The sequence below is a fragment of the Fibrobacter sp. UWB12 genome (genome assembly GCF_900142485.1).
Taxonomy (GTDB): domain Bacteria; phylum Fibrobacterota; class Fibrobacteria; order Fibrobacterales; family Fibrobacteraceae; genus Fibrobacter.
Window position 1 is genome coordinate 385,360 of the sequence record NZ_FRAZ01000001.1, and the last position, 26,596, is coordinate 411,955.

A 26,596-nucleotide genomic window follows, 5' to 3' on the forward strand; every position below is an offset into this window, starting at 1 on the left:
GTACTTTATGAAACTTTTGCCAGAAGCTTTGACGTTTGATGACGTCTTACTCGTTCCCGCTGAATCTTCTGTTCTTCCGGCTCAGACGGATGTGAGCACCCAGCTCGCCCCGAATATCAAGCTGAACATTCCTATAATCAGTGCTGCAATGGATACCGTTACGACGGCTCCGTTGGCTATTTCCCTTGCTTTGCAGGGTGGCCTCGGCATTATCCACAAGAATATGTCCATTGAAGACCAGGCCGAAGAAGTTCGCAAGGTCAAGCGCTGGCAGTCCGGTATCGTCACCAATCCGGTGACGCTCGATGCCGATGAACCGGTGTCTGCTGCTTTTGAACAGCGCGCTCGCAACAAGGTGAGCGGTTTCCCGATTCTCTCCAAGGGTAAGCTTGTGGGGATGCTCACGAGTCGTGACCTCCGCACCGTTAGCGACATGAACGTGAAAATCAGCACGGTCATGACCAAGAATCCGGTGACGGCAAGCCCGAAGGTGAGCCTCGCCAAGGCGAAGGAAATCCTCGCCGAAAAGCGCATTGAAAAGCTCCCGCTCGTGGACGCTTCTGGTGCTTTGAAGGGTCTCATCACGATGACGGACATCTTGAAGCGCGAAAACAACCCGAACGCAAGCCTTGACAAGAATGGTCAGTTGCTCGTTGGTGCTGCTGTCAGCACTTCTGCAAATACTCTTGAACGCGTGGCTGCCCTCGTGGACGCAGGCGTTGACCTGTTGATTATCGATACGGCTCACGGCCACCACATCGGTGTGCGTAACATGGTGAAGACCGTTCGCAAGAAATATCCGAAGCTCACGATTTGCGCCGGTAACGTTTGCACGCCGGAAGCTGTCGAAGAACTCGCCAAGTGCGGCGCCAACATCGTCAAGGTGGGTATCGGTCCGGGTTCCATCTGCACGACCCGTATCATTGCTGGTGTCGGTTACCCGCAGTTCTCCGCTGTCGTGGAATGCGGCAAGATGGCTCGCAAGGTCGGCGTGAAGATTATCGCTGACGGTGGCCTCAAGTTCTCTGGCGATATCGTCAAGGCTTTGGCTGCTGGCGGTCACGCTGTGATGGTGGGCTCCCTGTTTGCCGGTACCGAAGAAGCTCCGGGCGAAGTCATCCTCGCTGATGGCCGTAGCTACAAGAGCTACCGCGGCATGGGTTCTCTCGGCGCCATGAAGGCAGGCTCTGCCGACCGTTACTTCCAGGGTGGCGTTCAGGAACCGCGCAAGTTCGTTCCGGAAGGCATTGAAGGTCGTGTTCCGTACAAGGGACCGCTCCGCGACACCGTTTACCAGCTCATTGGCGGTATCCACTCTGCTATGGGTTATGCCGGTGCTGCTAACCTCGAAGAACTCTACAAGAAGGCAACGTTTGTCCGTATTACGGGCGCAGGCCTCCGTGAATCTCATCCGCATGATGTGACCATCACGAAGGAAGCTCCGAACTACCGCACAGGCGACTAATCGCTAAATGCCCGAGACTTAATCGGGAATAACCTTTGAAAATCCGTTGCATACAAGTGCAGCGGATTTTTTTATATATGTTGCAAATAAATTTTAGAATAATATCAAAGAAGGAGTTGAAAATGAGAAACATTAAGTTGTTTGTTGCATTGGCCATGTTTGGCCTCATTTTGGCCGGTTGTTCTGCCTCAAAACAGCACAAAGATCCGTCGTGGACGACGAAACCCTCGAATTTGCAGGTGGTGTTTACTGCACCAGTTGTCTTGGATTCGGCAAAGGATAATTGTCCAATGTTCCCTTGGTATTATACCCCTTCAATCCTTCCTGGGAAAGATCCTAGACCTATATGTGAGAGGGATTCTCTCATGCTGCCCGATGAAATGAAAAAGATGTCGGAGTGGTTTTTGAACAATATCGATAACACGCTTAAGTTTAATTCGAGTAGCCATTATAAGATCAGTGAAATTTCTAAGGAGCTTGTTTCTTATTCTGAAAAAGATGTTGATGGCGAAAAACTTCGTGTTCCTATGCTGAAATCCATGTCTGATAGTGCTGATGTTTATATGGTTTTGGATAGTATCCAGTTGAAGTCCAATATCCAGGTAAGGGAAGGGGCTGTTACAACGTTAAAGTCTGTTGGTATGAAGGTTGGAACGACCGTAAATGATAATTGTCTGTATATATCGGCTTCGTACGCTTTTTACGATGTGAAAACTGGAAAATCGCTGGATTATGGTTATCTGGAAGAATCCCAATGTTCGGACCAGAAGGTAATCGAGCATGACTGGGTAAGTGTTTTACGAGAATTGATTTTACACATGATCGAGAAAACTCCAATTGCGCAGTTTTAAATAAGGATCGCAGCTTCTCCAGGCTGCGTTTTTTTGATATATATTAGGAAAAAGAGCTTTTTGAAAAGGAGATGCCCGCTTTCGCGGGCATGACTGCAAGGTAGCGTTTTTTATGAATAAAAGGTCACGTTCGAGTTGGTTGTTGGCGGCTGTGCTCGCAGGTTCGTTTGCGGTGCCGTTTGCGCTTGTGGCGTGCGGTGATTCGTCTGATGGCTCGCCGGTTGCGGTGGGTGAGGGCTCCTCTTCTTCTGAGATGCTGGCTGAATCTTCGTCTTCTCAAGAATCCGCGAAGCCATTGAGCAGCTCTGCCCAAAAAAACGCAAGTTCATCGTCGGTGAAGTCCGAAAGCTCGAGCTCGGAAAAGTCCGCGGAATCTTCTTCTGAAAAGGTCACGCAATCATCAAGCTCTAGTGCCGAGAAGGCCGCAGAATCGTCTTCTTCCGAGAAGCCTGCGGAATCGTCGGATAGCGGTGTTTGCACGAACTGCGATAGCTATACGGCGGCAGACCCGACGCTTGTAGAAAATGGCGGCAAGGGTTCCGTGACAACTTACGGGAGCATCACTGCTAAAGAGACGAGTCTCGGTGGCGCCTGCAATTACGGACAGACGAATATCCAGTATTATGCGGCAATCCATGTGAATGTTTCTCCGGGGGATGATAAGGGCCCGTGGGATGGTGGCATGGCATGTGGCGGCTGCGTTCACGTGAAGGCGAAGACGCCGGATGGCTGGAAAGAGGTGACTGTGCGCATTACGGACCGTTGCCCGGATGCAAACTGTGGTGTGGATTTGGGCGGTGCGCCCGCTAGTGACATCATGGGAATCCAGGTCGGCCGTTATTACGGCGAATGGGAATTCGTGAGCTGCGAAGGTGTTGAAGGCGTGTGGGGCGATTCCACGTCCATCTGGGTTAAGGAAGGCGCTAGCACGTACTGGAGCATTATTCAGGTTCGTAACCCGAAAGATGCTGTCCGCAAAATCGTGTTCAACGAGGTAGATGGCGACAAGACTTATCCGCTTGAATTTGTCGTCGGGACGGAAAACTTCTGGACTGTTCCGAAGGAAGTTCTGCAATCAGAAAAAAGTTACAGTGTAGTCGTCACTTATCGTAGCGGTACCGATGACGAATGGATTTTAAAGGGTTCTGATTTGGCGGTGCCGGAAGCGAACCTTTATCTGTACGAACACCGAAAGAAATAGGATGTTGCAGCGCATCTCCGATGCTTGCAAAAAACAAAAACGGCGCCTTGGTGGGCGTCGTTTTTTGCGAAAGTCGCGGCTTTTAAAGCCGCGCTTTTTTTACTTGTTCAAACGTTCGGTTGCTTCGGCGACTGCGAGCAAGTCCGCTTCCTGGAACGGCTTGCCAATCCACTGGAGGCCAACCGGGAGTCCGCCTGCCATACCGCACGGAACGCTCACGCCCGGGAGACCGGCGAGGTTCAAGCTAACGGTGTAGATGTCGGAGAGGTAAACTGCCATCGGATCAGATTCGTTCATGCCGCACTTGAGCGGGAGACCCGGCATCGTCGGGCTTGCAATCACGTCGCAAGTCTTGAAGGCTTCGGTGAAGTCGTCCGTAATGAGGCGGCGAACCTTCTGGGCCTGCACGTAGTAAGCGTCATAGAAACCGGCGGAGAGAACGTAGCTTCCGAGGAGGATGCGGCGTTGCACTTCCTTGCCGAAACCTTCGCTGCGGGACTTGGCATAAAGGTCGAAGAGTTTGCGGGCTTCGGGACTGCGGTAGCCGTAACGCACGCCGTCGTAGCGGCTGAGGTTGGAGCTAGCTTCTGCCGTTGCGATGATGTAGTAGCTGGACACAGCGTAGCTGATGTGCGGGAGGCTCACTTCCTTGATCGTGGCGCCTTCGGCTTCCATCTTCTTAAGCATGTTTTCGATGGCGGCCTTGCATTCTGCATCGAGGCCTTCGCCAAAGTATTCCTTCGGAACGCCGATGACCTTGCCCTTAACGCCTGTGCCGAGCTTTGCGGTAAAGTCTTCGGTCGGGCGAGTGCTGGTGGTGTTGTCGTGCGGGTCAATGCCGCAGATTGCTCCAAGGAGCGTTGCGCAATCGCGAACGGTAGAGCCAAACGGACCAATCTGGTCGAGAGAGCTTGCGTAGGCGAGGAGGCCGTAACGGGAAACGCGACCATAAGTCGGCTTCAAACCGACAACGCCCGTGCAGGCTGCCGGCTGGCGGATAGATCCACCCGTGTCAGAACCGAGAGCGCAAGGAACCGTGCCAGAGGCAACGGCGACTGCGGAACCACCCGAGGAACCACCCGGAACGCGGGATTCGTCGAGCGGATTCTTGACCGGGCCGTAGTAAGAGGTTTCGTTGCTGGAACCCATGGCGAATTCGTCCATGTTCGTCTTGCCGACGATGATGGCGCCTGCGGCTTCGAGCTTTTCGAGTGCCGTTGCAGTGTACGGGGCAACAAAGTTGTCGAGAATCTTGGAAGCGGCCGTGGTGCGTGTGCCGGTCAAGCACATGTTGTCCTTCACGGCAACCGGGATGCCATCGAGGGCGCCCAGAGACTTGCCTTCGGCGCGGCGCTTGTCGCTTTCCTTGGCACGTTCGAGTGCACGTTCGTTAAGCACCGAAATATAGGCGTTTAAATTCTTAGTCGATTCAATTTTTTCAAGGGAAGCTTGTGCGAGCTTTTCGGCAGTAGTGCTGCCGTTAGCAAGCTGAGCCTGAAGTTCCTGAATAGTCTGCATTATCTTTCTCCGGACCATTTCATAATGTAAAGGGCGATGAACATGCCAATAGCACTTAAAAAGTTCACTTTGATGCCGAATCCAAGTGCAAATTTGACAAGGTACAAATCAATGACGACGGGCTGCGGTGTATCGCCAGAAAAACCGATACTGTAATCGGCTGCCGCCGTAAAAATGTGGTGAACGCTGTTATCGTAGCCACCGGCGTTCAAGAGGACTCCGAGTTCGCCAAACAAAGCTCCGAGAGCTTCGCTCATGATGCCGCCTAAAATAAGGCCGACAAAAATGAAAAGGACGACACGTGCCAATGAGTTCTTGTGAGTCATGCCGCAAATATAGTATTTTAGTTATTAGTCATTGGTCAATGGTCGTTAGTTGTTGGTTGTTATCAATGGTCATTTTTCTTTAGTTTGCCTTTCGAGAGGAACGAAAATTTTGTAGAATAACTTGTAATGTGATTTATTGAGGCTATTAGGTTATGAATGTTGCTTTTGCTTTGCTGGTATTGATTTCTTTTAGCTCGTCGTTTGCGGCGTGCGGCTCTTACGCGGCTTGGGTGCGTTCTCCAGCTTATTCGTTGCAGGTTTTTAGCTGCGATTCCAAAAAATGCATGGCGGGCGTTCGCGGCGTCGAAATGTTTCCGTTTGATTATGGCTGCGATTCCGAAGACGAGTTCATCGAAAATGTCAAGAAACGGTTTGGACGTGATATTCCGAAGGGGCGGTACAACGCTCCGTTCCGTTACGGGAATATGGCTCGGCAGTACGAACCAGGCTTGATACGTTCCGGCTGTGATTTTTTGAAGGTTGAACCTGTTGATGGAATTGATTCCGTGACTGTTGCGTTGAAGCCCAAGAAAACGGGCGTGTGTCCAGTTTCTGTCAAGGATTCCAATCTTCGTGAACGGATGTATTTGGCTATTGCGAACAAAACGATGGGCCGCTGGAACATTACGCTAGAACATAATCATGAAACTGATGAATCGTATGAATCTGAATTCACATTTTTTGAATTGCCTTTTCCGCTATTTGTAAAAAAATGCGAAGCGGATCGGTGCGATTTTATGTATGCGGAAAGATTGCCGTTTCCGTATAAAGGTCGCAAAGCGGTTCTGCTCACGAACGAACAACGTTTTAAACCGAAATGTAATTTTGTGAAAGTTGAATCTAGTGATTCTAAAAATGTTTCAGGTACATTTGTATTGAGCGGAACAGGCCGTTGCCGGATTCAGATTGACGAACGGAAAGAACCCGTTTATAACGTTTTGAATGTGAAAAAAGTTGATGGACAATATCAAGTCGAACTGGAGTGAAAATGAAAAAACTGATGATCGTATTTGTCTTTTTGCTGTTGGCTTGCAGTCAAGAAAATCGGGAAAACGCCAAGGATGAACAACCGAAAGTAAATGCTCCGGCGGATTGGATATTCCTTAATGGTTCGTATAGTTGGGGCGATGCGTTGAATTCATGCCCGGCGGGCTATCATTTATCGGATAAATTGGAGTGGAAAAATTATATTGTTCGTACCGCAGATATTCCGAATTATAAATATTGGACATCTTCTTACCATGTGGGGTATATGAAGGAATATTCAGTTGCGTATGTACAAGACCGCAAGATTTATAGTGAATTTGCGTATGATGGAAGAAAATCCGTGGCTTGCAAAAAAGACGAGAAATTAGAAGCAAAGTCTTTTTTGGATAAAATGTTTTTTACGGGAACCGCCTATGTTTCAAAGAATAAAACGGATTGCCTTAAGGGCCGCAATTATATAGGTTTTGAAGACAACGCTCTCTATCGATGTGAAAATAGAACGTTGAAAAAAGTAGCTGATTCGCTTGAATTTTTGCAGGATTCTCTGGAATTTTCGGCGGACACGGTTGTCTTGAATTTGAGGCACATGATTCCGTGTACGTTTGGCATGAATGGTAAAAAGATCATGACCGGCTTCAATCGCTACATGTACCAATGCGACGATAACAATTGGCATGGATTAGGTTATGCAAAATTGAATCTTGTGCAGTTGGGGTACTACAAGGATTCTCTTACCGGGGTGCATTTTAAAACGATAATTATCGATTCGATGGAGAGGTCTTCTCAAAATATTTATAGGAGTATGCCGGGTGAGGAGTGTTACGAAAATAAAAAGATGCATTGCGAAAATCATGGGCGGCTTTACGGTGAAAATGCCCGTGAGGCTTGCCCTGCGGACTGGCGGTTGCCGCGAAGGAGCGATTGGGTGACTTTGTTTGGCCGCTTCGGCTTGGATGGCGCTTACCTTCGCTCGAAGGATGATTGGTTCCTTGATTTTAAAGAGAATAAGGATGTCGGCTTTACGATATATCCGGCGGGCTATGTAGATAATGGATATAAGGGATTTGGTATGATTACGGGCTGGTGGAGTTACGATGACGAAAACCGTCTCTACGCCATTTTATTCGATGGCGAAAAGTTCAGTCACGATTATGCAATCGAAAACAAGAAATTTTATATCCGCTGCGTGCGAAAACGGCGCGTAGAATGATGGGGAACGCGGTTGTTGGGTTATCCCAAATCGATATCGGGTGAAACCTGTATTTTGTAATCGGGGTAGAGCAGCGCCGCTTCGCTCTTGATTGTATCGAGGGCTTCCTGGGCGTTCACGCCGAATTTAATGACCACGTCAAAGCGCATTTCTTTGGCTTCGATATCTACGTAAAAACCGTGCATCTGGAGTGCCCAATCGTGTGACTTGACTTTGTCTAAAATCGTGTCGCGGATTTTGGCGGATTCGTCGTTTTGGGTGTTGTAAGAGTAAACGCCGATAGCGGTGAGGATGACGCCTGTTTCGCGGTAGACTTTCTTTTCGAGTTTGCGGGTGAGGGAATCCAGGTCGGCGACAGTCATGGAGTCGGGGAGTTCCACGTGCACGGAGGCGAGTTTCTTTTCAGGACCGTAATCGTTAATGACGAGGTCGTATGCACCGTGGACGCCTTCTTCGCTGCGGATGAGGCTCTTGATTTGCTTGGTGAGTTCGTTGTCATTTTTCTTGCCGAGCAAGTCGCTGACGGTGTCCTTCAACATTTCAAAGCCCGCTTTGACGATGAAAATGGAAATCAGAACGCCGACGTAGGCTTCGAGCGAGAGTCCTGTGAAAATGAAGATGAGTGCCGAGGCGAGAACTGAAAGGGAGAGGATGGCGTCGAAGAGCGCGTCGGAACCGGAGGCGATGAGCGAACCGGAATTTACGCGTTCTCCTTGCGATTTTACGTAACGACCGAGGACGACTTTCACGACCACGGCGATGGCGATGATAATCAGCGAAACGGTGGAGTAGTCGGCATCTTCGGGGTGGATGATTTTTTTGACCGATTCAACGCAAGAGGTGATGCCCGCGTAAATCACGATGGACGCGATGACCATGGCGGTCAGGTATTCAATGCGACCGTAACCGAGCGGGTGCTTTTCGTTGGGCAATTTTCGCGAGAGCTTGTTGCCGACAATCGTGATGATGGACGAGAGTGCGTCCGAGAGGTTGTTCACGGCATCGAGAACGACGGCAATGGAGTTTGCCATAAGGCCGATAACCGCCTTGACGCTCGCGAGAATGACGTTGGTGACAATCCCGACAACGCTAGTCTTGATGATGACTTTATTGCGGTTTTCTTCGTTGTGCTTTTCTTCATTGCAGTTCTTTGCCATATGATTCTCCTGCTAATTTTTCTTTGGATTATCGCTTTGCTCTAATCCCAAATGCTGGACACGGTCATGCCAAAACAAGTTTTGTCGCGACTCTCGGCTTTCGCATTTGTCGTCTCTCGTCTGTATTCTTTGGATTATCGCTTCGCTCTAATCCCAAATGCTGGACACGGTCATGCCCATGCAAGCATGGGCGCGACTCTCGCCCTACGCATTTGTCGTCTATTTAATGCTCCAATCAATGGGTTCAAGTCCTTTGCTGACAAGGTAAGCGTTTGCCTTGCTGAAGTGCTTGCAGCCAAAGAATCCGCGGTATGCTGAGAGCGGGCTCGGGTGCGGGGCGGTAAGGATGAGGTGACCACGGTTTGGCGCGATGAGCACTTGCTTTTTGATGGCGAAACTGCCCCAAAGCAAAAAGACGAGGTTCTCGCGGACTTGCGAAAGGCGCTGGATAATTGTGTCCGTAAACTGTTGCCAGCCAATGCCGGCGTGGCTTGCGGCCATGTGGGCGCGCACCGTGAGTGATGCGTTTAAAAGCAAAATTCCCTGGTGAGCCCAGCCTTCCAAATTGCCATGGGGCGGCGGCGTGATGCCGAGATCGTCGTGGAGTTCCTGGAAAATGTTGATGAGGGACGGCGGCGGTTCAATGCCAAATGGCACCGAGAAGCAAAGCCCGTGAGCCTGACCCGGATTGTGGTAGGGGTCTTGCCCGATGATGACAGCCTTGACTTTATCAACGGGGCAATAGTCGAGGGCGGCAAAAATCTGCGGTCCGGGAGGGTAAACCACGTGGTGCTCCGCGTGTTCTTGCAAAAGTTTTGCCTTAATTTGCTTAAAATATGGCTGTTCGAACTGGTCGGCGAGCAAGTTCAGCCAGGATTGTTCAAGTTTGACGGACATAGGTAAGTGGTTGGTAAAAAGTGGTTAGTGGTTAGGAACTGCCTCAAAGCGAGTGTTCACGAGCGTGCTCATACCTCGTGCCTCTTTGCGAGTATTGCGATTTTCTCGCCGTCGAGGCGTGTGTAGAATAGCGTTGCGCTGTTCTTGCCTTTCGGCTTGAGTCGCTTGATTTCTTGGTCGGGGTCTACTTTGACGCCTCGGAGCTTGAGCGTGAGTTTTCCGATGTCGTGCGATTTGAGCATGGCGCGGACAGCGCCTGTGGATATCTCAGACGATTCCAAAATCTCGTAGTTGGCGAAGGCAGGTGAGGGGAGCGGTTTTTCGCTAGTCACGTATGCAATGCCCGGCGAAATCAGGTGCGTCGTTTCGTCGTGAGCGAGGGCGACCACTCCAAAGAGATGGCTGCGGAGCAGCACGGGGGCGGGTTCCGCAATGAACTTTGAAATGCCCCCAAGCGGCAAATCGGATTCGCTGCTCGATGTGCGGTAAATGCGGTCGCGGCCTTCGAGTTCGTAATTGTGGTCGTATTGCGATTGTTCGCTCTCGTTGCGAGCTTCGCGTTTTTCGTCGCGGGCGAACGCCCAGCTGGCGATTTCGTTCCCTATTTTATCGACCATCACGGCGCGCACATGGTTTGGATTCTGGGCGAGTTCGCCGAATAGCACTAAGCATTCGCGGCAGTCCGTGCGGGAACCGATGTACAAGATTTCTGTGCCTTGCGGAATTTCGCAAATGGGGTAGCCGGGTGGGATTTTTGCCATGCCGCCCTTGTAATGCTTTGAAATCTCGATGACTTCTTCGAATGTGGGTGTGAGGTTGCGCAGGTCGCGCTGGTTCTCACCTTCAATCGCTCGGCGTGCAGGGTCAATTGTGAAGTAGTCGGCTTTGAGGCGGGCGGGTGTCGCACATTCGGAATCGTTTTGCTTGGCAACTTCGCGGACATCGGCGAGGATGGTGTGGTCGTCCGAATCTCGCATGACCTTGCTGTTGTAGCGGTACATTTCAAGGCGGTTTTTGTCGAGGTCCACACCGATGGTCAAAAAGTCATTGGGCAAGTAGAAGGAATCGCCTCCCATGCCACAGCACAAGTCGTGAACGGTAGGAGCGGTTTCGCTGTTGATGTTCTTGTTCGCTTGGCGAGCTCGTTCCCAGAGTGTCGATTTCCAACGACCGATATCTTGGGCGGTACTCTGTTCCAAAGCTAATTTATCGCAAAGGAGGAATGCGGTATTTTCGATGCCGAATTTTTCGCGGAATTTCGGCACGAGCGCCATGTAATCCATAATGGCGGCGCGTTCTTCGTTGCTGAATTCTTTGGCAAGTTGCGTCGAAACTTGCAATGCATCCATTTTTTTCTTGGTTGCAAGCTTGATGAAATCCTGAACTTTTGCCGAAATGAGTAAATCCGCGTTGAACATGCTTGAAATTTAATTTTTATGCGGGAATTTTACAATTTTAAATTTTGAGGATTAACGATTAAGATGTATTTTTATGTATGTCATTCCCGCCTCTGAGCGGAAATCTCCTTTAATAGGATTGGGTTGGTATGAAGTTTTTGAAAAATCTTGCGGCGTGCGTGTCTTGCGCTTCTGTTGCTTTGCTAATGCAATCTTGTGGTGACGATACGGCTTCGTCGCCTGTTTATGCTTTAAGTTCTTCGTCTGCGCAGGAATCGTTAGAATCATCTTCAGCTCAAGAATCGTCGAACTTTTCTATCGGCGAACAAGAATCCTCGTCGTCTGTTGAAAATTTATCGTCCTCTAGCCAAAATGGTGACTCCTCGTCTTCGGAAACATCTTTGTCGGCGGGTGTTGAATCTTCAAGTCAAAATGGTGACGCGATTTCGAGTGATTCTAATTCGTCATCATCCTATGCATTGCAATCCTCCTCTTCAATAGAATCGTCATCGGCAGTATCTTCTTCATCGCAAACATCTAATTCTTCTTCTGAAACACCGAGTTCTTCTTCGGAAACACCTAGTTCATCTTCTGCACAACCTATAAAAATTGACTTTTACAACGGTGCGGATATTTCCGAAGTTCAAGAATACGAACGAAATAATACAAAGTTTTACGATGTCGATGGCAAGGAAAGCGATATCTTTACCATCCTAAAAAATCACGGATTCAACTCCATTCGCTTGCGCACGTTTGTATCGCCTAAGGCAAAGTACGGCTATGCGGCAAACGGCTGCAGTCACGATGCCGAAGCGTATGGTGACAAAGACCACGTTGTTGCTTTTGCCAAGAAAGTCAAAGCGGCTGGCATGGGGCTTCTCGTGGATATCCATTACAGCGATGTGTGGGCGGATCCTGGTAAACAAATTATTCCCGAACGCTGGCGCGGCGTGAATAATGCCAATGCAATGGCGGATTCCGTTTACGCATACACCAAGGACTTGATGCTTGCTCTCAAGAATGCGGGGGCAACGCCAGACATGGTGCAAGTTGGCAATGAAACGACTCCTGGCATCTTGATCCACAAGCCAAACAGCAAAACGGACTGCTGGGGAAATGGCGTCGATAAGGCGGCGACTTCCGTCAATGGCGATATGGGAACTGCCGCAGGCAAGGCAAATGCCGCCAAGTATTTCAATGCTGGCATCAAGGCTGTTAAAGAAGTCTCACCGACAACGAAAACGGTGCTTCACATTGAACGTATCCGCCAGGCAGAAACGGTAAAATGGTGGATGGGCGTCATCTTTGACGATTATAAAATCCCCGCCGATGTGATGGGCTTCTCTGCTTACACCGCTTACGGCGACGGTACTCCCGATAAGTGGAGTAATTTGTTCAATACGATTACAACAAAGTATTCAAATTTGGAATTTATCGTTGCGGAATACAATGGTGGTGATTCCGATAACCACTACAATTTCGACAAATCCCGCCAAAAGACTCGTGAATCCGTCCGCAAAATGAACCGCTGGATTGGAACATTCTTCTGGGAACCGACAATTGGCGGTGCCTGGGGCGCAGGGCTTTTTGACTGGCGCGGTAAAGACCTTTACGCAAACGCTAAGGCTTTTGAAGAGTTTTTCTAAAACGTAAAAGGGACCTTGCGGTCCCTATGCTATTTCAGCTCGTTTTTTGCGGTTATGCAAATATTCTGTATTATGTTTAAGCAAACGCTCTTTCATCAAGGCATTTTTCAAGCTCGACAATGATGTCGTCCTTGTTGTAGCCTTTTCCGATAAACACGACTTGGTTTTCGCGGTCGCCAAATTGAGTGTCCCAGTTTTCTTTGATTTCTGGATTTTCGGCGATGTACGATTGCTTAACGTCTTCGCGCAGAGCATCAATCCAGTACGAAACGGGCAAAATCGAGGAATTACGACCTGCCTGTTCGAAAAGCTGCACGTCCTTGCTGGCGTCTGAAAACCAGATGTAACCCTTGGAACGGATGAGCTGTGACGGGTATCTGTTGTTGACAAATTTCATAAAGCGGGTTCTGTTGAACGGGCGCCTGGCTTCGAAAACGAACGATGTGATTCCGTATTCGTCAACGCAACCATTGCTTTTGCGACCTGGCTGGGTTAATGTTGCGGTAGCCTTCTGGATGGCCGAAGAGGAATCAATTTGATCATAGTTGAACGGCTTTGTCGTCATGATTTTTTCGATGTCGATATCGCCGTTGACGGAATGGATAATCGGAGCGCGAGGCTGGAAATCGCGAACGATAGATTCCACTTCCTTGAGCTGGTCTGCGCTGAGCAAATCGCACTTGTTCAAAATGATGAAATTGCAGAATTCAATCTGGTCTACAATCAGTGTCGAAATTTCTTCATCGCTCAAGTCGTATTTTTCGGCGAGAGAGTCTCGTTCTTCTTTTTTCTGTTTCAATTCGCTAAGAAATTCACGATAAATTCTGTCGCCATCGACAACTGTGACAATGGACGTTAAGTAAACATTCGTATTTGGATTGTCTTCTTCGTAAGCAAGGAAACTCGCGCTGACGGCTCCGGGATCGCTGATGCCGGAAGCTTCGACAAATACGACTTCAATGGAATCGAGGTTGGAAATCTTTTCAACATGTTCAATGAATTCATCGCGCAACGTGCAGCAAATGCATCCGTTTTGCAATTCGAACATCGGGCATTCGGTGACGTTCGAACCGTTCTTTTTCAAGATTTCGGCATCGACATTGATGCTCCCCATATCGTTCACGATTAAGGCGACTTTTCTCTTTTCTTGCTTGAGAAGATTGTTCAAAAGTGTGGTTTTACCCGACCCCAAATACCCGGTGATGAGTACCACCGGTTTCTTATTCTTTTTCATAAGAATCCTTTGTTAAAAATTATGTAGTTATGTTGTTAGCCCGCTAGGCGACAGTTCTCACAAAGTCCGTAAAAAACAGTGCGGAATGGATCAAGTGCAAAACCATGTTCTGCCATCAGGTGCGAACTCAGCTGTTCAAGATCGTGACATTCGAGATGGATGAGCGTGCCGCATTTTTCGCACTTCAGGTGAAAATGCGATACTTCTTTGTGGCATTCTTCGCCCATGTATTGGAAGCAGGCGGCATTTTGTTCGCCAAGGAAATACTTTTGAACAACGCCCATCGCCACAAACTTTTCAATTTGGCGATAAATCGTCGCAATGCCGATAGAAATGTTCTTTTTTTGGAAATAAGCCGACACATCTTCTGCGGTAAAATGGCGGCCCTGCATCGCTTTGAAGCAGGAAAGGAGAAGTTCCTGCTGTTTTGTTTTGTATTTAATAACGCCCATGCTTATCTCGAAATTTGATAACCGTTATCAAATTATACTAAAGTAAAAGATATTTGGCAAGGGGAAAGGAATATTTACGGTTCTACTCTAAAAATAAACTTGTTTTTTAAACGTCTTTCGTGGCTTGCGTTTTGTACGCTTTTTCCGAGGGCATCCACGCGCTTGATTTGTGCATTTGGCTTTCGTGACGCGTCTTGCTGAGAAACCGAGCGCTTTTTGTGAAATTCGCGGATTCCTGTAGTTCCTTCGTGCAATACAACAGCAATGCTATCGAGAATCGGATTCCCGACGCCTTCGATGTAGTCGTGCGAAACTTCCCAGACCATGATGCCGGCGTAACCATTCTCCTTGACCCAACGCGATTTTACGGCGGAAGAATGCGGGTCTTCGAAGGTGACGTAGCCGTTGGACGATACGCCGTAGGGTTCTACAGAAACGCTGTCGAAATGGAATTTCCATTCTGCGTTTGTAACAATATCCTTATACGGTACTTGCTTGGCGGAACCTTTGGTAAAATCTGTGCCGGGACCTGTGGCGCCTTTGAATTCAAAACCGAACGAGGGAATTCCGAAGACCATTTTTTCGGTAGGCACGCCGCGCTTTTTCCAATAGTCGCGTGTTTCTTCCCACGACCATGTGGTGTAACCATCGTGCGGGTAGAGCGGTGAATCGAACATGGCTTTTTCGTCCCAGTCGCCGGTGATGTCGTAGGTCATAAAACCGAGCCAGTCCAAGTTTTTCACGAGGACTTCGGCTGTGAACCATTTCCCGTAATAGGGCGAGCAGGGGAGAGCTGCCGAAAGGCTTTTGTCTTTGGGGAGGGCTTCGCGTAGCTCTGTGAGCAATTTGCTGTAGGCGATAGTGTCTGCCTCGGGGACGGGATTGTATTCCCATTCCCAGTCCATATCTAGGCCGTCGAGGTTGTGGTCTGCGACGTATTTTACAAGATTGGCAACGAATTTTTGGCGGAGTGCATCGTTCGATGCAACGGGTACAAAATTTTCGCTTTGTCCGCCACCGCCGAGCGAGACGATGACCTTTGTGCCGGCAGCGTGGGCGAGCTTTACCATTTCGTCTAAAGCGCTCGGGTTGTCTGCGGCATCGCCACGCAAAGAGCCATCCGTGTTTGGCGTAATGAAACTCCACAGCACATGCGTTAATTTGTTGTACGGAACTTTATCTACAGTGTAGGCGGGCTTGTGCCATTTGCCCCAATCCGGGTAATATCCGATAAACAAAGGTGCTGCCCATGCGGAGCAAAATGCTGCGAATGCTAGAATCGAAAGTGCGGTCTTTTTCATGTGCTATTCCTCTTTCATACATTCGTCAATTTGCTTTTGTATATACTCTGTGTTGGAGTCGAGCTTTGCCTGATAACGCGGATTCACTATTGTGTCACCGTCGCAAATTTGTTTGGTGGCGATAGAACTGCGTAGTTCCAATGGCCAGATTTTGTTTAGACAGTTCTTTTTCGCGTTAAGCTCTTCTTCACTTAAGGTGCTTATGGTGCTATCTGTAAGGTCTGTTCTTGTTTTATTGAAAGTCTTTTGTATATCAAAAATGTTGGCAAAATTGTTTTTTGTGCAGAGGGGTGAAGGAACGGTTGAACTACTGGACGATTCACTGCTAGAACTGAGAAATTTTTCTTTGTATTCTTTCCATGAATATATGGTGTTGTCTTCTTGCATGTATTCGTCTGCAGGGAGAGTATTGTGTTCCACAATTGTTGGATTGTCATCGGGTATGTGTACGGAGTATTGGTTTCCATCTGAGCAATGGTAGGGGATCAACCATGTGTATCTGACGCAATAAGAAACGCCGTAAACGGGAGCATCTTCAAATTCATGTATTGCTTCTAATGAATCTTCAAGGGCGTTGAGTTCTTCTAGGGTTCTTGTCTTGTTGTTTTCCAAGAGGTCTTTAAGATCGGATACGATGGTCAATTTATTTTTATAAGAGTTGTTCCCAGGTAAAAAACAATCGGGTTTGTGGTATCCCATTTGTTCTCCATAACACTTTACTGTTGTGTCGCTTGCGAGTTTGTGTGTAAGTGTTGCGTTGAAACTGCTGGAAGATTGCGCGATAGAACTACTGGAAAGAGTTTCGGAATTGCTTGATGGTGCTTCGCTAGAGCTGCTTTCCTGAATTTCTGCACTGCTAGCAATGTTGTTTACAGAACTGCTTGTTGTATTCTCGGCGGAGCTGCTGGATGGCGTTTCGTTTCCGTTGTTGTATGGAATGAATGGTGAATTTTCGCTGTCTCCGCCGCAACTAGCCCAAAATAGAGCTGTGGCCGAAAACAAAATCCTTTTCCAGTATTTGCGAATGTTCATATATCCTCCTTGCAACGTCCCGTGCGGTACATCTAAAATATAATTTTTGAATTACAGAAAGATATTTTTATTTCCGCTTCAGTTCCACCACATAATCCGCGGCGTCGACGAAGTCTTGTGCATGTTCAATAGCAATGACGGTGTGGCCGGCATTGCAAAGCCCGTGAATGAGGCCGAGTAATTGCTGAATATCTTTTTGATGGAGACCGCGGGCGGGTTCGTCAAAGAGAAATAGCGTGTTCGGCGCTTTGGCTCGCGCGAGTGTAATGGAGAGGCGGAGTCGAGCGCGTTCGCCACCGGAGAGGTGTGCTGTCGTTTGTCCGAGTTTCAAGTAGTCAAGGCCTGTGTCTACAAGCGGTTTGAGCTTTTCGGCGAACGGCTTCATGTTCGTGAATAGCTTGTATGCACTGCCGATTTCCATGTCCAAAATGTCGGCGATGGAAAGCGACTTGAATCGGATTTCCAAAACTTCATCACGGAAGCGCTTGCCGAGGCACACGGGGCATTCGGATTCTTCGTAGCCGAGCGGATCGTAAATGACGCCTTCTCCTTTGCAGTTCTCGCAACGGCCACCGGGGGCGTGCATGCTGAATTTGGAGGCGGTGTAGCCACGTACTTTGCTTTCGGGAAGTTTGGCGAACAAGTCGCGTAATAGTGTGGTGAGGCCGATGGCGCTCAAGACGGTGCTGCGTTTGCTTCCGTGAAAATCTCCGGTCGTGAGAATCGAAAGAGCGTCGATGCCGAGCTTTTTGAATTCTTCTGCTTTTGCGCGTTTGGCGATGTTTTCAAAAAGGAGTGTCGATTTTCCGCTGCCGCTCTGGCCTGTAATCACGCTGAATTTGTTGATGGGGAATGCGGCATTCACCGGCGCCATATCGAACTTTGCGAAATTGTTGACGAGAATTGCTGTGTCTTCTTTGGTTTTATGGATTGCCGCGTCGCTTTGCTCCTCGCAATGAAGTTTTTCGATTCCTAATTCCGACTTCCTAATTCCTAATTCATTTAACCATTTTCCCGTGGGCGATCCCGGATTTTCAAGCACTTCGTCGCGAGTGCCTTGGAATAAAATTTCGCCTCCTTTTTCACCTGCGCCTGGCCCCATTTCAATGATGTAGTCGGCTCGCTTGATGATTTGCGGATTGTGTTCAATGAGTACGAGCGTATTGCCGCGCTTGCGAATCTTCTCGAGGACATTCCAAAGTGCGGTGACATCGCTTGCATGCAGGCCGCTGGCGGGTTCGTCAAGCGCAATCAAAAGACCGTTCAAGTGCCCGGTGCTGAGGCTTGCGAGCTTGAGCCTTTGCAATTCGCCGCCCGAAAGCGTTTGCCCCGCGCGCCCTGGCGTGAGGTAGCCAATGCCCAAATCGTTAATCGCCTCGATGCGGTCGAGAAGCGAATTGAATGTCGCCTTTAAATTTTGCCCGATTTTTCCATCGAAAATTTGGTGCAAAATTCTGGGCAATTCTGCAAATTCCGTAGTGAGAATTTGCTTGTAACTGACTTCGTCAATGGTTGCGTTCAAGTACGTTTTTTTGAGGCGGAGACCGTGGCAATGTGGACATTCTACGTTTTCGTCCTCATTGCTTTCAACATCGTTTTCGGCGCGGTTTTTGCGGCTATTTCCTTTTTCTTTGGTTGCAAAAACTTCCTGAATGATTCCTGTGCCGTCGCAGTATTCGCAGACGCTTGTGCGGTTGTAAGGCGAGAATGCGCGTGCATCTAAGTTGGCAACGGTTTCGCTGGATATTTGCGATTGGTGCTGCTCGTCATTTGCGTTCGGGCAGCGCGGCTTTGTGCTGTAAAATTTGCGTTCGCCAGCAATGTCAAGCGTAATTGCAGAATGCGTAAGCTTTAACGTCCCGTCAACAGCTTCGGCGATTCGCGTGCGCGTGTTTTCGCGGACGATGATTCTGTCGACGATGATGAAAAATTCTTTGGGCGTCAGGACTTTTTCGCCGGGGAGCAAGTCTGCAAGCGAATACATGGTGCCATCGGCAATCGCACGCGTAAAACCTTGTGCTAAAAATACCGCCGAAAGCTTATCCAAAGTCGTGCGACTCTTGCCCTGCGCTTTCTTATTGTCATTCCCGCCGGCATTAATGTCACCCCGGACTTGTTCTGGGGGCGCCTTTTCCGTATTTTCCGTTTCTATCTTTGCCAAGAACTGTAGCTTTGTCCCAACGGGCATTCCCGCAATTTCGCGGATAATCTCTTCGCGGCTCTGGCTTACCATTGGAGCACCGCAAATCGGGCAGGCAGGCTTTGCGAATGCGGCGAACAATGTACGCAAGGCGTTATCGCATTCAGCAATCGAAAGAGCTGATGCTTTTGCAGGTGCTTCTCCACGCGTAGCGGCAATCGCTAAACTTGCTGGGAGTCCTTCGGCGCTGTCGAGCGGAATGCTTCGCTTGCCTCCGAGCATATCGGCTGCAAAAGGCGAGAGCGTTTCAAGGTAACGCCGCTTGCTTTCTCCATGGAGCGTGTCCATCACGAGCGTCGATTTTCCGCAACCCGACGGTCCGCATACAACCGTAATTTTCCCCAGCGGAAACTGGGCGTTGACATTTTTTAAATTATGGAATCTGCAACCGCGAATCGAAATGTAATCAAGCATCGTTTAAAAGATAACTAATATGGTCGCCCAAAGCAAATTTTAGAGGTTCGTGAGTGTGAAAATGCTATATTTAGAATAAAGAAAATTATTCTAAAATGTTTATTGAAAGGTGTCGGTCATGAAATTGCTTGTTCCTTTTTTGCTTTCGTTATTTCTTATTGCTTGCGGTGATGATTCGTCAACTTCGGCGAACAATTCGAATGATGATGAAAAATCGTCTAAATCTAGCAGCAGTGTCAAGATGACATCCTCTAGCAGTGTTGTTATTCTTGGCTCGACCGTGAATCTCACCGACTCCCGCGATGGTCAGACGTACAAGACGGTGACCATCGGCACTCAGACTTGGATGGCTCAGAACCTGAACTACAAAACGGCAAACAGTTTCTGCTATGAGAGTTCTGCTGAGAATTGCGAAAAATATGGACGGCTTTATCTGTGGAGTGCTGCCATGGACAGCGTGGGCGCATGGAGCACAAACGGCAAAGACTGTGGTGATCTTACGAGGTGCTCGCCAACGGACCCTGTTCGCGGTGTATGCCCCAAGGGCTGGCACCTGCCGAGTAATACCGAGTGGGAAACAATGCTTATTGCAGTCGGTGGAGTATCGACCGCGGGCAAGGTGCTCAAGTCCACATCTAGTTGGAATGGTAATGGCACGGATGATTTCGGGTTCTCGGCGTTGTCGGCTGGCTACAGGTTCGTCCGTGGAGATTACGACCTCGAGGGTTCCAAAACGTACTTCTGGAGTTCTACTGAGAAAGATAACAACCGCGCAATCAGCATGTCCTTGAACGGCAACGATGACAATGCATTCCTGAACGGCAACTACAAGTTCCTCGGGTTTAGTGTTCGTTGCTTGAAGGATTAACAGCGAGGGACTCCGTAGGAGTCCACTAGCCTCTAAAAAAACGAAAAGCCCGTGCAGTTCACTTCTGCCGGGCGTTTCTAATTTCACTAGATCCTTCGATTTCGTGCTTCGCGCTTATTCCTTAAACGTGAATCTCAGTTCGCCGAACGGCGTGCGGAAATCCTTGTTCTTGAGATTGTTTTCTTCGATACCTGCAAACAGCCTGTAGCCACCGCCTACAGAAACTTCAAGCAATTTGGTTACGCGGAAGTTGAACTGTGCCGAAAAGTCCGAGGTAAAGAATGCATCGTCAGACTTGAAGCCGTCTTCGTCGCCCTTGTTCAAGAAATTCACGCTGCCGCCACCGATGCTCACCGGGAGCGAAATCGAGAAAAGTCCGCTGCGGAAAACGACCGGTTCAGCGAAAATGCCGTAAGAATGGTAGTCGAGCATTTGCGGGTGGCGGACCTTCGGGTTTTTCACGTCGCTGAGGATGGTGGAAAAGTATGCGCCCAGGCTAATGTGCGGGTTCAACACGACACCGACGCGGAGGTTCATGAAAATTGTACCGTCGCGGGCAATCAGGGAGTTGCCGCCACTAACGCCCAAAAGTGCGCTCCATTCAGACGATTCGACCTTGCCCGGTTCGTAATCCTTGGAGCCTTGGAGTTCTGCGTGGGAACTTACGGCGAGCGAAAACGCCATGAGGAGAGATGTCAAAAGTTTTGTTTTCATTATAAATCCTCCGATTGACCTTCCCATCTCCAGCTCTTTGTGCTGACTGCTGGCCAGTGGCAAATTGTCCACACGAGACTGTTGCCGCACAAAATGATAGACCAAACACCAAATAGCAGGAAGAGGAATAGTGGAATAAAAGCTAGAGACCCGTAGAAAATGGACATGCGCGTGACCATCGCGGTTTGGATGAGCATCAAAATTTTCACGTAAATATTGATGGCCAGCCAAGAAATCAAGGTCGAAAGCATCGATGCCAGGAACAGTTTTTTGCGGGTGTAGGGCTTGTGTCCTGCGGGGCGTGCGGGCAGCAAGTAAAGCATAATGAAAATGACGAGGAGGACCGCAATGTGGAACGCGGAATACCAGAATGCCGTAATGATTGCCTTGATGACTTCTGGCGAAAAATGGAAACCGTCGACAATAATAACTGAGAGTACGTTTTGCACGTGGTTCACGAACCCGGCGAACATCCCGACGACAATCGCTCCGATGAGCAAAAATGGTGTGTATACCTTAATTTGGCGCACCAATGTTCTTGAAGTCTTGTTTTCCCAGACTACGTTGAAGTTCGTTTCGAGGCTCCCAAATGCGAGGATGAACGTGACAAAAAGACCACCGGCACCGATAAACCCGAGTTTTCTGATGGGAATATGCTCGGCATTTTCCACAAGATCCATAATTTGCTCGGTCGGCCAGTCCAAATTGAGCATTTCGATGACGATGGGGAGGTAGTCCGAAATGAAATTACCGAACCCAACTGCAAGCGAAATAGATGTGAGCATGATAAGCAGGGGGACGACTGCCACTAGCGTCGTATAGGTCAAAGACGCCGCACGAGTCATTCCGTGATAATACAGGAACGACTTACCCGTGACAACCATGACTTTCACAAATGTGGGGGACCGGGCTGCGATGTTATCGAACAACCATTCCCACGAAAAATTTTCCCACCAATGCGGCATACTCGCCGTTAAATATAGTTAAAGGAATGACTTAGGAGCCCCTATAATGCCCATCCATTCAATTTTTTACGAAAAAACGTACTTTGGTGGTCAAAATTTCCTTGGAATAGGTCTATTAATGTGGACAATTAATAAAATAAGTTTGTGGACTTTTTTCAGTGAATTGCGGATTGAAAGATTAAAATATACTAAAAAATGTGGACTTTTTATTTAAAAGAGATTATATTTGAAAGAAACAAGAGTTTGGTTTTTATACCGTTAGGAGCGTTGTATATGGGATATAACCGTAATATCAAAGCTATTTTGGCAAGTTCGTTGTTGGCTGCGGGCTTGTCTGTTCCGTCTTTTGCTGCACCGCGTCAAATGGAAAACTTGACGCGCGGCCTAGTCGCATCAAATGTGGGCAAGGGTATGCTTGTCAGCTGGCGCTTGCTTGGCACCGATGACCCAGCGACGGAATTCGTTCTCTATCGCGATGGCAAGAAACTTGCCTCGATTGGCAAGTCTGCCGGCACGAGCTACCTTGATGCTGCTGGCACAGCTACCTCCAAGTACACGGTGGCTGCCGTTGTCGATGGCAAGGAGCAATCTCAGGTTGGTTTGTCGCTCGTTTTAGATAAAACGGTTTCGAACAGCGGTAAATCTTTCCCGTATAAGGCGATTAAACTAGAAGTTCCTGCAAGTCAGAAAATGCCGAATGGCGAAACTTGCACGTACACTCCGAACGACATGAGTGCAGCCGACCTCGATGGTGACGGCGAATATGAATTGATTTTGAAGTGGGATCCGAGCAATGCTCACGATAACTCGCAAACGGGTTACACGGGCACGGTGTTCATTGATGCTTACAAGCTCGACGGCAAGCGCTTGTGGCGTATCGACCTCGGCAAGAATATTCGTGCCGGTGCACACTACACGCAGTTCCAGGTATTTGACTACGATGGCGACGGCAAGGCCGAAATGATCGTGAAAACCGCCGACGGAACAATCGACGGAACAGGCAAGGTGATTGGTGACAAGTCTGCGGATTATCGCGATGGTAACGGAATTATCCTCAAGGGGCCTGAATATCTGACGGTGTTCCGTGGCACTGATGGTGCTGCTATTACGACAATCGAATATACACCCAGCCGAAACATCTTGAGCCATTCTTCTCCGCAGGCTAAAGGCAAGTGGGGGGACAACTACGGCAACCGCTGCGAACGCTACTTGGCGGCGACGGGTTATCTGGATGGCGTACATCCGAGTGCTATTTTCGCCCGTGGTTACTATAGCTCTGCGTATGTGGCTGCTTACGATTTTGATGGAAAAGACTTGAAACTCCGCTGGTTGCATAAGTCCGAAGATCCTGGCAAGGGTCTTTATGAACAGGGTAACCACAGTCTTCAGGCGGCTGACCTCGATGGCGATGGTTATGATGAAGTGTTTTTCGGTGCTGCAGCCTTGAACCACGATGGCACCCTGCGTTACCGCACTGGCCTTGGTCATGGCGATGCCCACCATATTGCCGATATGGATCCGGACCGTCCGGGGCTTGAATCTTGGGACGTGCACGAACACAAGGATGCCAAATATACTGATGAACTTCGTGCAAACGATGGCACGATTATTTGGGGAACGCCTCAGCCGAACCCTGGCGTAGACAACGGCCGTGGCATGGCTGCTGACGTAGATTCGACCCATCGCGGTTACGAAATGTGGTCTGCGAAGGGCGGTGGAATGTTTACTGTAAAGCACGAAAGAATCGGTTCTCCGGCTGTTTCGCAGAATTTCCGCATTTATTTTGACGGTGACCTGCAGGATGAACTCTTGGATGGCGCCTACGTGACCAAGTTCAATTCTAAGGATATCAAGGCAGAAGTTTACTTTGATGGCCCTGCCGCGCTTGGCGTGACGGGTTGCAATGGCACCAAGAATACGCCGAGCCTCGTGGCAGATCTCTTCGGCGACTGGCGCGAAGAACTGGTGGTGCGTAGCGAAAAGGACCCGACCACGATGTACATTGTCTCGACTCCGGTGACATCTCCGTATCGTCTTTACACGCTGATGCACGACGCCACCTACCGCACGGCAGTCGCTTCCGAAAATACAGCTTACAACCAACCACCGCATCCGGGATACTTCTTGCCCGATATGGCGAAATCTCTCAAGCAGCCGGATATTTACGTGGTCGGTGAAAATGTCGTAGTGCCGGTCGATACGACTCCGGTTGTGAACGACGGTTTGTCTATGCTCGATGCTTCTACGCCGAAGGATGGTGTGGGGTGGACCGAAAAAACAAACGAAGGGTTCCTCAAGAACGGTTACTTCAATTTTGATAACACACTTTCTAGCTATGGTGTTTGGGAAATCTTCTCGAAGACCGAGGCTAAGACGACTTTGATAATCCGTTACGCCAATGGTGGAAATGCTGATCGTAGCATGGCTGTTAGCGTGAATGGCAAGTCGGCAGGTACGGTTAGTTTCCCGGCTACAGGATGGACAACGTATAAAGAGGCCTCTGTAGATGTGAAGCTGAAGGCTGGCGTCAATACGCTCAAGCTTACGTCGATGACGAGCGATGGTGGCCCGAATGTTGATATGTTCACGTTTGGTATCGATGGTGTAGAACTTTATGACGGAACGCAGGTTCTCGATAAGCCTGTGTCGATTGCTCCGCAGATGTTTATGCCGAATGTCTACAATCCGGTGACGGGAATTCTCAAGACTCGTGAAGCCGGGCTTGCAGAAATTTACGCTTACGATATGACGGGTAAGCTTGTTAGCGGAATTTCCCGCAACGTAACTGCCGGAACGTCTAAGGTCATGTTTGATCGTGAAATGCTCCCGCGTGGTGCCTACATGATGGTTGTGAAGCTGAATGGCCATGTAATCTCGAAATCCAAGCACAACGCTTTGAAGTAAGGGGTTTGAAAATGGGAATGTTTAGCAAAGTTTGGCAAGGGGTTGTTACGGCTTCTATGTTGGCCGCACCGATTGCGATGGCTAAGGTCACTATTTATATGTGTGGTGACTCCACCATGCAAGATTGGGCCGAAGGTTATTACCCCAAGCAGGGACAGGGCCAGGATTTTCATTACTGGTTCGATGTGAACAAGGCTGTGGTGGTGAATCGTGGCCAGGGAGGCATGTCGCTTGGTGGCGGTGGTAAAGACAAAAAGGGCAATACCGCAGTCGGCTACTACGATATGTTCTTTAGGAAAGGCTGCAGTGCGGGCAACTGCATTGCGGATAAACTCCAGGCAGGCGACTATGTGGTTGTCCAGTTCGGCATCAACGACGTGAACTACAGTACAGAGGAATTCTTTGCCTCCAATATGAAAAAGCTTGTGAGCGATGTCCGTGCGAAAGGCGCTTATCCGATTATCATGAGTCCGATTCGTCGTAAGTATTACGATTCTCCGACGCAGATTCATAACAGCTATCGTGGCTATCCGGCGCTGAACCAAAAGCTTTCCGAAGAGCTCAACGTGCCGTTTATCGACATGAGCGAAATGGTCGCGAACTACATGATTTCTGTGGGTGAACGCTATGCTGAACAGTATGTCTTCAATTATGCGAGCAAGTCTGAATACAGCAATCTTGGCGGCGACCAGACGGACGCTGTGCATCTGCAGATGAACGGTGCAAACGCTTTTGGCCGTATCATCACCGAACAGATGCGCGCCCACAAGGACCCGATTGTAAAAAAGCTTGGTGACTACATGGCCCCCATGTATCAGGTTGACGTCAAGGTGAGCCCGGAAGGCGCTGCCGAAGCGACATCCATTAGCGCCTACTACCCGAAGGGCATGACCGTGATGCTTAAGACCATCCCGAAGTCCGGCAAGAAGTTCCTCGGTTGGTATGATGGTAAAGGCAACAAGGTTGGAGCTCCGAGCCGTTCCAATGTGAAGTCTCCGTATATCCATACGTTTGTCATGGGTGATGCCGCAACGCAGTACACTGCAGTTTACGAAGGCGGTACCGCTCAGAAGTACGAAGGCGATGGCAAGGCTTTGACCGCTTTCCCGACCACGACTCCGAAGAGCCTTGATGACGTGACGTTCGAACCGTTTACGCCGATTGATGGCCCGAAAGATACAACTCTCAAGGTGGATAAGGACATCAAGAAGTTCTTTGATGCCGCTAAACCGGATGATGCCGGAATCGGTTGGACTCAAGACGAATGGTCCGGATTTACGGGCGATGGTTACTACAACTTGGATAACACGAACGCTTCGTTTGCCGCTTTCAATATGAAGTTCCCTGGCGCAGGTTACGTGACGCTTGCGGTTCGCTACGCCAATGGCGGCTCCTCAGACCGCATGTTCAACGCTTATCTTGACCATGACTACTATCTGAGTGCTCCTCCGACAGGTGGCTGGGACAAGTGGGATACTGCTTATGTTGTTTTGAACGTGCCGCAGGGCGAAGCAGAACTCAAGTTCATGTCGATTACGTCTGATGGTGCTCCGAACCTTGATGCGTTTGGCTTTAGCTTGGATGGCGTTTGTCGCGTGGGCGTCGATTGCCAAACAACGAAATTGCAAACTGTTAAAACCGAAGCTGGCTTGAAACTTCGCGGTGATTTGCTCTCGCTGACGGATCGTGCCGAAGTAAGCGTATTCGATATGAGCGGTCGCATGGTGATGCGTAAGGTCGCCTCGGCTGGCGTGATGGATTTGTCTTCTATCGTGCGTGCAAATGGCCTCTACCGAGTGATGGTTCGCCAAGGTAAAACCAATTACGCTACAACATGGGCGAAGGTGAAATAGCAAT

Annotated in this window: 21 protein-coding genes; 9 read left to right on the top strand and 12 right to left on the bottom strand. The window is 49.1% G+C overall.

Annotated elements, in window-relative coordinates; all coding sequences use genetic code 11:
- The first annotated feature begins 7 nt into the window (after positions 1-7).
- From guaB to BUA34_RS01550, 3 genes are all read left to right on the top strand, one after another.
- Positions 8-1,465: an IMP dehydrogenase gene (gene guaB / locus BUA34_RS01540; RefSeq protein WP_014547067.1), complete on the top strand. Its 1,458-nt coding sequence runs from the start codon at positions 8-10 to the stop codon at positions 1,463-1,465.
- A 122-nt stretch (positions 1,466-1,587) separates the two neighbouring features.
- On the top strand, positions 1,588-2,316 hold the full coding sequence (locus tag BUA34_RS01545) for a hypothetical protein (RefSeq protein WP_072826972.1): 729 nt from the start codon (positions 1,588-1,590) through the stop codon (positions 2,314-2,316).
- A 112-nt stretch (positions 2,317-2,428) separates the two neighbouring features.
- Complete coding sequence (locus BUA34_RS01550) at positions 2,429-3,517, top strand: expansin family protein (RefSeq protein ID WP_072826973.1); 1,089 nt, start codon at positions 2,429-2,431, stop codon at positions 3,515-3,517.
- 99 nt (positions 3,518-3,616) lie between these two features.
- On the opposite strand, the gene gatA is transcribed toward BUA34_RS01550, so the two are convergent.
- Positions 3,617-5,035 carry an Asp-tRNA(Asn)/Glu-tRNA(Gln) amidotransferase subunit GatA gene (gatA, locus tag BUA34_RS01555; RefSeq protein ID WP_072826974.1) on the bottom strand — a complete coding sequence of 473 codons (1,419 nt, stop codon included), beginning with the start codon at positions 5,033-5,035 and terminating at the stop codon, positions 3,617-3,619.
- On the bottom strand, positions 5,035-5,292 hold the full coding sequence (locus BUA34_RS01560; protein WP_254794273.1) for a DUF4321 domain-containing protein: 258 nt from the start codon (positions 5,290-5,292) through the stop codon (positions 5,035-5,037). Before BUA34_RS01560 ends, gatA begins: the two co-directional genes overlap by 1 nt.
- Positions 5,293-5,513: 221 nt before the next feature.
- Here BUA34_RS01560 and BUA34_RS01565 point away from each other — a divergent pair, with 221 nt between their 5' ends.
- Both BUA34_RS01565 and BUA34_RS01570 read left to right on the top strand, forming a co-directional pair.
- Entirely contained in the window at positions 5,514-6,347 is an 834-nt protein-coding gene (locus BUA34_RS01565; protein WP_072826976.1) for a hypothetical protein, read from the top strand.
- A 2-nt stretch (positions 6,348-6,349) separates the two neighbouring features.
- The gene (locus BUA34_RS01570; RefSeq protein WP_072826977.1) at positions 6,350-7,558 is read left to right on the top strand and encodes an FISUMP domain-containing protein; all 1,209 of its coding nucleotides are present in this window, start codon (positions 6,350-6,352) and stop codon (positions 7,556-7,558) included.
- A gap of 20 nt (positions 7,559-7,578) precedes the next feature.
- On the opposite strand, the gene BUA34_RS01575 is transcribed toward BUA34_RS01570, so the two are convergent.
- From BUA34_RS01575 to BUA34_RS01585, 3 genes are all read right to left on the bottom strand, one after another.
- Positions 7,579-8,715, bottom strand: coding sequence for a cation diffusion facilitator family transporter (locus BUA34_RS01575; protein WP_072826978.1), 1,137 nt, complete (start codon positions 8,713-8,715; stop codon positions 7,579-7,581).
- 219 nt (positions 8,716-8,934) lie between these two features.
- Positions 8,935-9,612 carry a uracil-DNA glycosylase gene (gene ung / locus BUA34_RS01580; protein ID WP_072826979.1) on the bottom strand — a complete coding sequence of 226 codons (678 nt, stop codon included), beginning with the start codon at positions 9,610-9,612 and terminating at the stop codon, positions 8,935-8,937.
- Between the two features lie 68 nt (positions 9,613-9,680).
- Positions 9,681-11,030, bottom strand: a complete 1,350-nt coding sequence (locus tag BUA34_RS01585; protein ID WP_072826980.1) for a THUMP-like domain-containing protein — start codon at positions 11,028-11,030, stop codon at positions 9,681-9,683.
- Between the two features lie 128 nt (positions 11,031-11,158).
- Here BUA34_RS01585 and BUA34_RS01590 point away from each other — a divergent pair, with 128 nt between their 5' ends.
- Positions 11,159-12,655, top strand: a complete 1,497-nt coding sequence (locus BUA34_RS01590) for a glycosyl hydrolase 53 family protein (RefSeq protein WP_072826981.1) — start codon at positions 11,159-11,161, stop codon at positions 12,653-12,655.
- Between the two features lie 76 nt (positions 12,656-12,731).
- Here the strand turns inward: BUA34_RS01590 and BUA34_RS01595 are convergent, their stop codons facing one another.
- From BUA34_RS01595 to BUA34_RS01610, 5 genes are all read right to left on the bottom strand, one after another.
- Positions 12,732-13,889: a CobW family GTP-binding protein gene (locus BUA34_RS01595; protein WP_072826982.1), complete on the bottom strand. Its 1,158-nt coding sequence runs from the start codon at positions 13,887-13,889 to the stop codon at positions 12,732-12,734.
- Positions 13,890-13,924: 35 nt separating this feature from the next.
- Positions 13,925-14,341: a Fur family transcriptional regulator gene (locus BUA34_RS01600; protein WP_072826983.1), complete on the bottom strand. Its 417-nt coding sequence runs from the start codon at positions 14,339-14,341 to the stop codon at positions 13,925-13,927.
- Positions 14,342-14,415: 74 nt separating this feature from the next.
- Positions 14,416-15,642 carry a glycoside hydrolase family 18 protein gene (locus BUA34_RS01605; protein ID WP_254794274.1) on the bottom strand — a complete coding sequence of 409 codons (1,227 nt, stop codon included), beginning with the start codon at positions 15,640-15,642 and terminating at the stop codon, positions 14,416-14,418.
- A gap of 3 nt (positions 15,643-15,645) precedes the next feature.
- The gene (locus BUA34_RS15670; RefSeq protein ID WP_139255849.1) at positions 15,646-16,674 is read right to left on the bottom strand and encodes a hypothetical protein; all 1,029 of its coding nucleotides are present in this window, start codon (positions 16,672-16,674) and stop codon (positions 15,646-15,648) included.
- Positions 16,675-16,741: 67 nt separating this feature from the next.
- The gene (locus BUA34_RS01610) at positions 16,742-19,288 is read right to left on the bottom strand and encodes an excinuclease ABC subunit UvrA (RefSeq protein WP_072826984.1); all 2,547 of its coding nucleotides are present in this window, start codon (positions 19,286-19,288) and stop codon (positions 16,742-16,744) included.
- 118 nt (positions 19,289-19,406) lie between these two features.
- Here BUA34_RS01610 and BUA34_RS01615 point away from each other — a divergent pair, with 118 nt between their 5' ends.
- The gene (locus tag BUA34_RS01615) at positions 19,407-20,156 is read left to right on the top strand and encodes a fibrobacter succinogenes major paralogous domain-containing protein (protein ID WP_072826985.1); all 750 of its coding nucleotides are present in this window, start codon (positions 19,407-19,409) and stop codon (positions 20,154-20,156) included.
- 114 nt (positions 20,157-20,270) lie between these two features.
- Here BUA34_RS01615 and BUA34_RS01620 read toward each other — a convergent pair whose 3' ends face one another.
- Together BUA34_RS01620 and BUA34_RS01625 are read right to left on the bottom strand one after the other, a co-directional pair.
- The gene (locus BUA34_RS01620; protein WP_072826986.1) at positions 20,271-20,870 is read right to left on the bottom strand and encodes a hypothetical protein; all 600 of its coding nucleotides are present in this window, start codon (positions 20,868-20,870) and stop codon (positions 20,271-20,273) included.
- Positions 20,870-21,835, bottom strand: coding sequence for a YihY/virulence factor BrkB family protein (locus tag BUA34_RS01625; RefSeq protein ID WP_072826987.1), 966 nt, complete (start codon positions 21,833-21,835; stop codon positions 20,870-20,872). The genes BUA34_RS01620 and BUA34_RS01625 overlap by 1 nt, the downstream gene beginning before the upstream one ends.
- Before the next feature lie 273 nt (positions 21,836-22,108).
- On the opposite strand from BUA34_RS01625, the gene BUA34_RS01630 reads away from it, so the two are divergent.
- Both BUA34_RS01630 and BUA34_RS01635 read left to right on the top strand, forming a co-directional pair.
- Positions 22,109-24,739 (top strand): rhamnogalacturonan lyase family protein, encoded by a 2,631-nt coding sequence (locus tag BUA34_RS01630; RefSeq protein WP_072826988.1) that lies wholly within the window; start codon positions 22,109-22,111, stop codon positions 24,737-24,739.
- Between the two features lie 11 nt (positions 24,740-24,750).
- Positions 24,751-26,592, top strand: a complete 1,842-nt coding sequence (locus BUA34_RS01635; protein ID WP_072826989.1) for a GDSL-type esterase/lipase family protein — start codon at positions 24,751-24,753, stop codon at positions 26,590-26,592.
- The last annotated feature ends 4 nt before the right edge of the window (positions 26,593-26,596 follow it).

Coding starts and splice junctions, on each gene's coding strand:
- BUA34_RS01575 (WP_072826978.1), bottom strand. CDS start 8,715: ATGGCAAAGAACTGCAATGAAGAAAAGCACAACGAAGAAAACCGCAAT.
- BUA34_RS01635 (WP_072826989.1), top strand. CDS start 24,751: ATGGGAATGTTTAGCAAAGTTTGGCAAGGGGTTGTTACGGCTTCTATG.
- BUA34_RS01600 (WP_072826983.1), bottom strand. CDS start 14,341: ATGGGCGTTATTAAATACAAAACAAAACAGCAGGAACTTCTCCTTTCC.
- BUA34_RS01610 (WP_072826984.1), bottom strand. CDS start 19,288: ATGCTTGATTACATTTCGATTCGCGGTTGCAGATTCCATAATTTAAAA.
- BUA34_RS01550 (WP_072826973.1), top strand. CDS start 2,429: ATGAATAAAAGGTCACGTTCGAGTTGGTTGTTGGCGGCTGTGCTCGCA.
- BUA34_RS01545 (WP_072826972.1), top strand. CDS start 1,588: ATGAGAAACATTAAGTTGTTTGTTGCATTGGCCATGTTTGGCCTCATT.
- ung (WP_072826979.1), bottom strand. CDS start 9,612: ATGTCCGTCAAACTTGAACAATCCTGGCTGAACTTGCTCGCCGACCAG.
- BUA34_RS01560 (WP_254794273.1), bottom strand. CDS start 5,292: ATGAGCGAAGCTCTCGGAGCTTTGTTTGGCGAACTCGGAGTCCTCTTG.
- BUA34_RS01625 (WP_072826987.1), bottom strand. CDS start 21,835: ATGCCGCATTGGTGGGAAAATTTTTCGTGGGAATGGTTGTTCGATAAC.
- gatA (WP_072826974.1), bottom strand. CDS start 5,035: ATGCAGACTATTCAGGAACTTCAGGCTCAGCTTGCTAACGGCAGCACT.
- BUA34_RS01595 (WP_072826982.1), bottom strand. CDS start 13,889: ATGAAAAAGAATAAGAAACCGGTGGTACTCATCACCGGGTATTTGGGG.
- BUA34_RS01585 (WP_072826980.1), bottom strand. CDS start 11,030: ATGTTCAACGCGGATTTACTCATTTCGGCAAAAGTTCAGGATTTCATC.
- BUA34_RS01565 (WP_072826976.1), top strand. CDS start 5,514: ATGAATGTTGCTTTTGCTTTGCTGGTATTGATTTCTTTTAGCTCGTCG.
- BUA34_RS01605 (WP_254794274.1), bottom strand. CDS start 15,642: ATGAAAAAGACCGCACTTTCGATTCTAGCATTCGCAGCATTTTGCTCC.
- BUA34_RS01620 (WP_072826986.1), bottom strand. CDS start 20,870: ATGAAAACAAAACTTTTGACATCTCTCCTCATGGCGTTTTCGCTCGCC.
- guaB (WP_014547067.1), top strand. CDS start 8: ATGAAACTTTTGCCAGAAGCTTTGACGTTTGATGACGTCTTACTCGTT.
- BUA34_RS15670 (WP_139255849.1), bottom strand. CDS start 16,674: ATGAACATTCGCAAATACTGGAAAAGGATTTTGTTTTCGGCCACAGCT.
- BUA34_RS01590 (WP_072826981.1), top strand. CDS start 11,159: ATGAAGTTTTTGAAAAATCTTGCGGCGTGCGTGTCTTGCGCTTCTGTT.
- BUA34_RS01570 (WP_072826977.1), top strand. CDS start 6,350: ATGAAAAAACTGATGATCGTATTTGTCTTTTTGCTGTTGGCTTGCAGT.
- BUA34_RS01630 (WP_072826988.1), top strand. CDS start 22,109: ATGGGATATAACCGTAATATCAAAGCTATTTTGGCAAGTTCGTTGTTG.
- BUA34_RS01615 (WP_072826985.1), top strand. CDS start 19,407: ATGAAATTGCTTGTTCCTTTTTTGCTTTCGTTATTTCTTATTGCTTGC.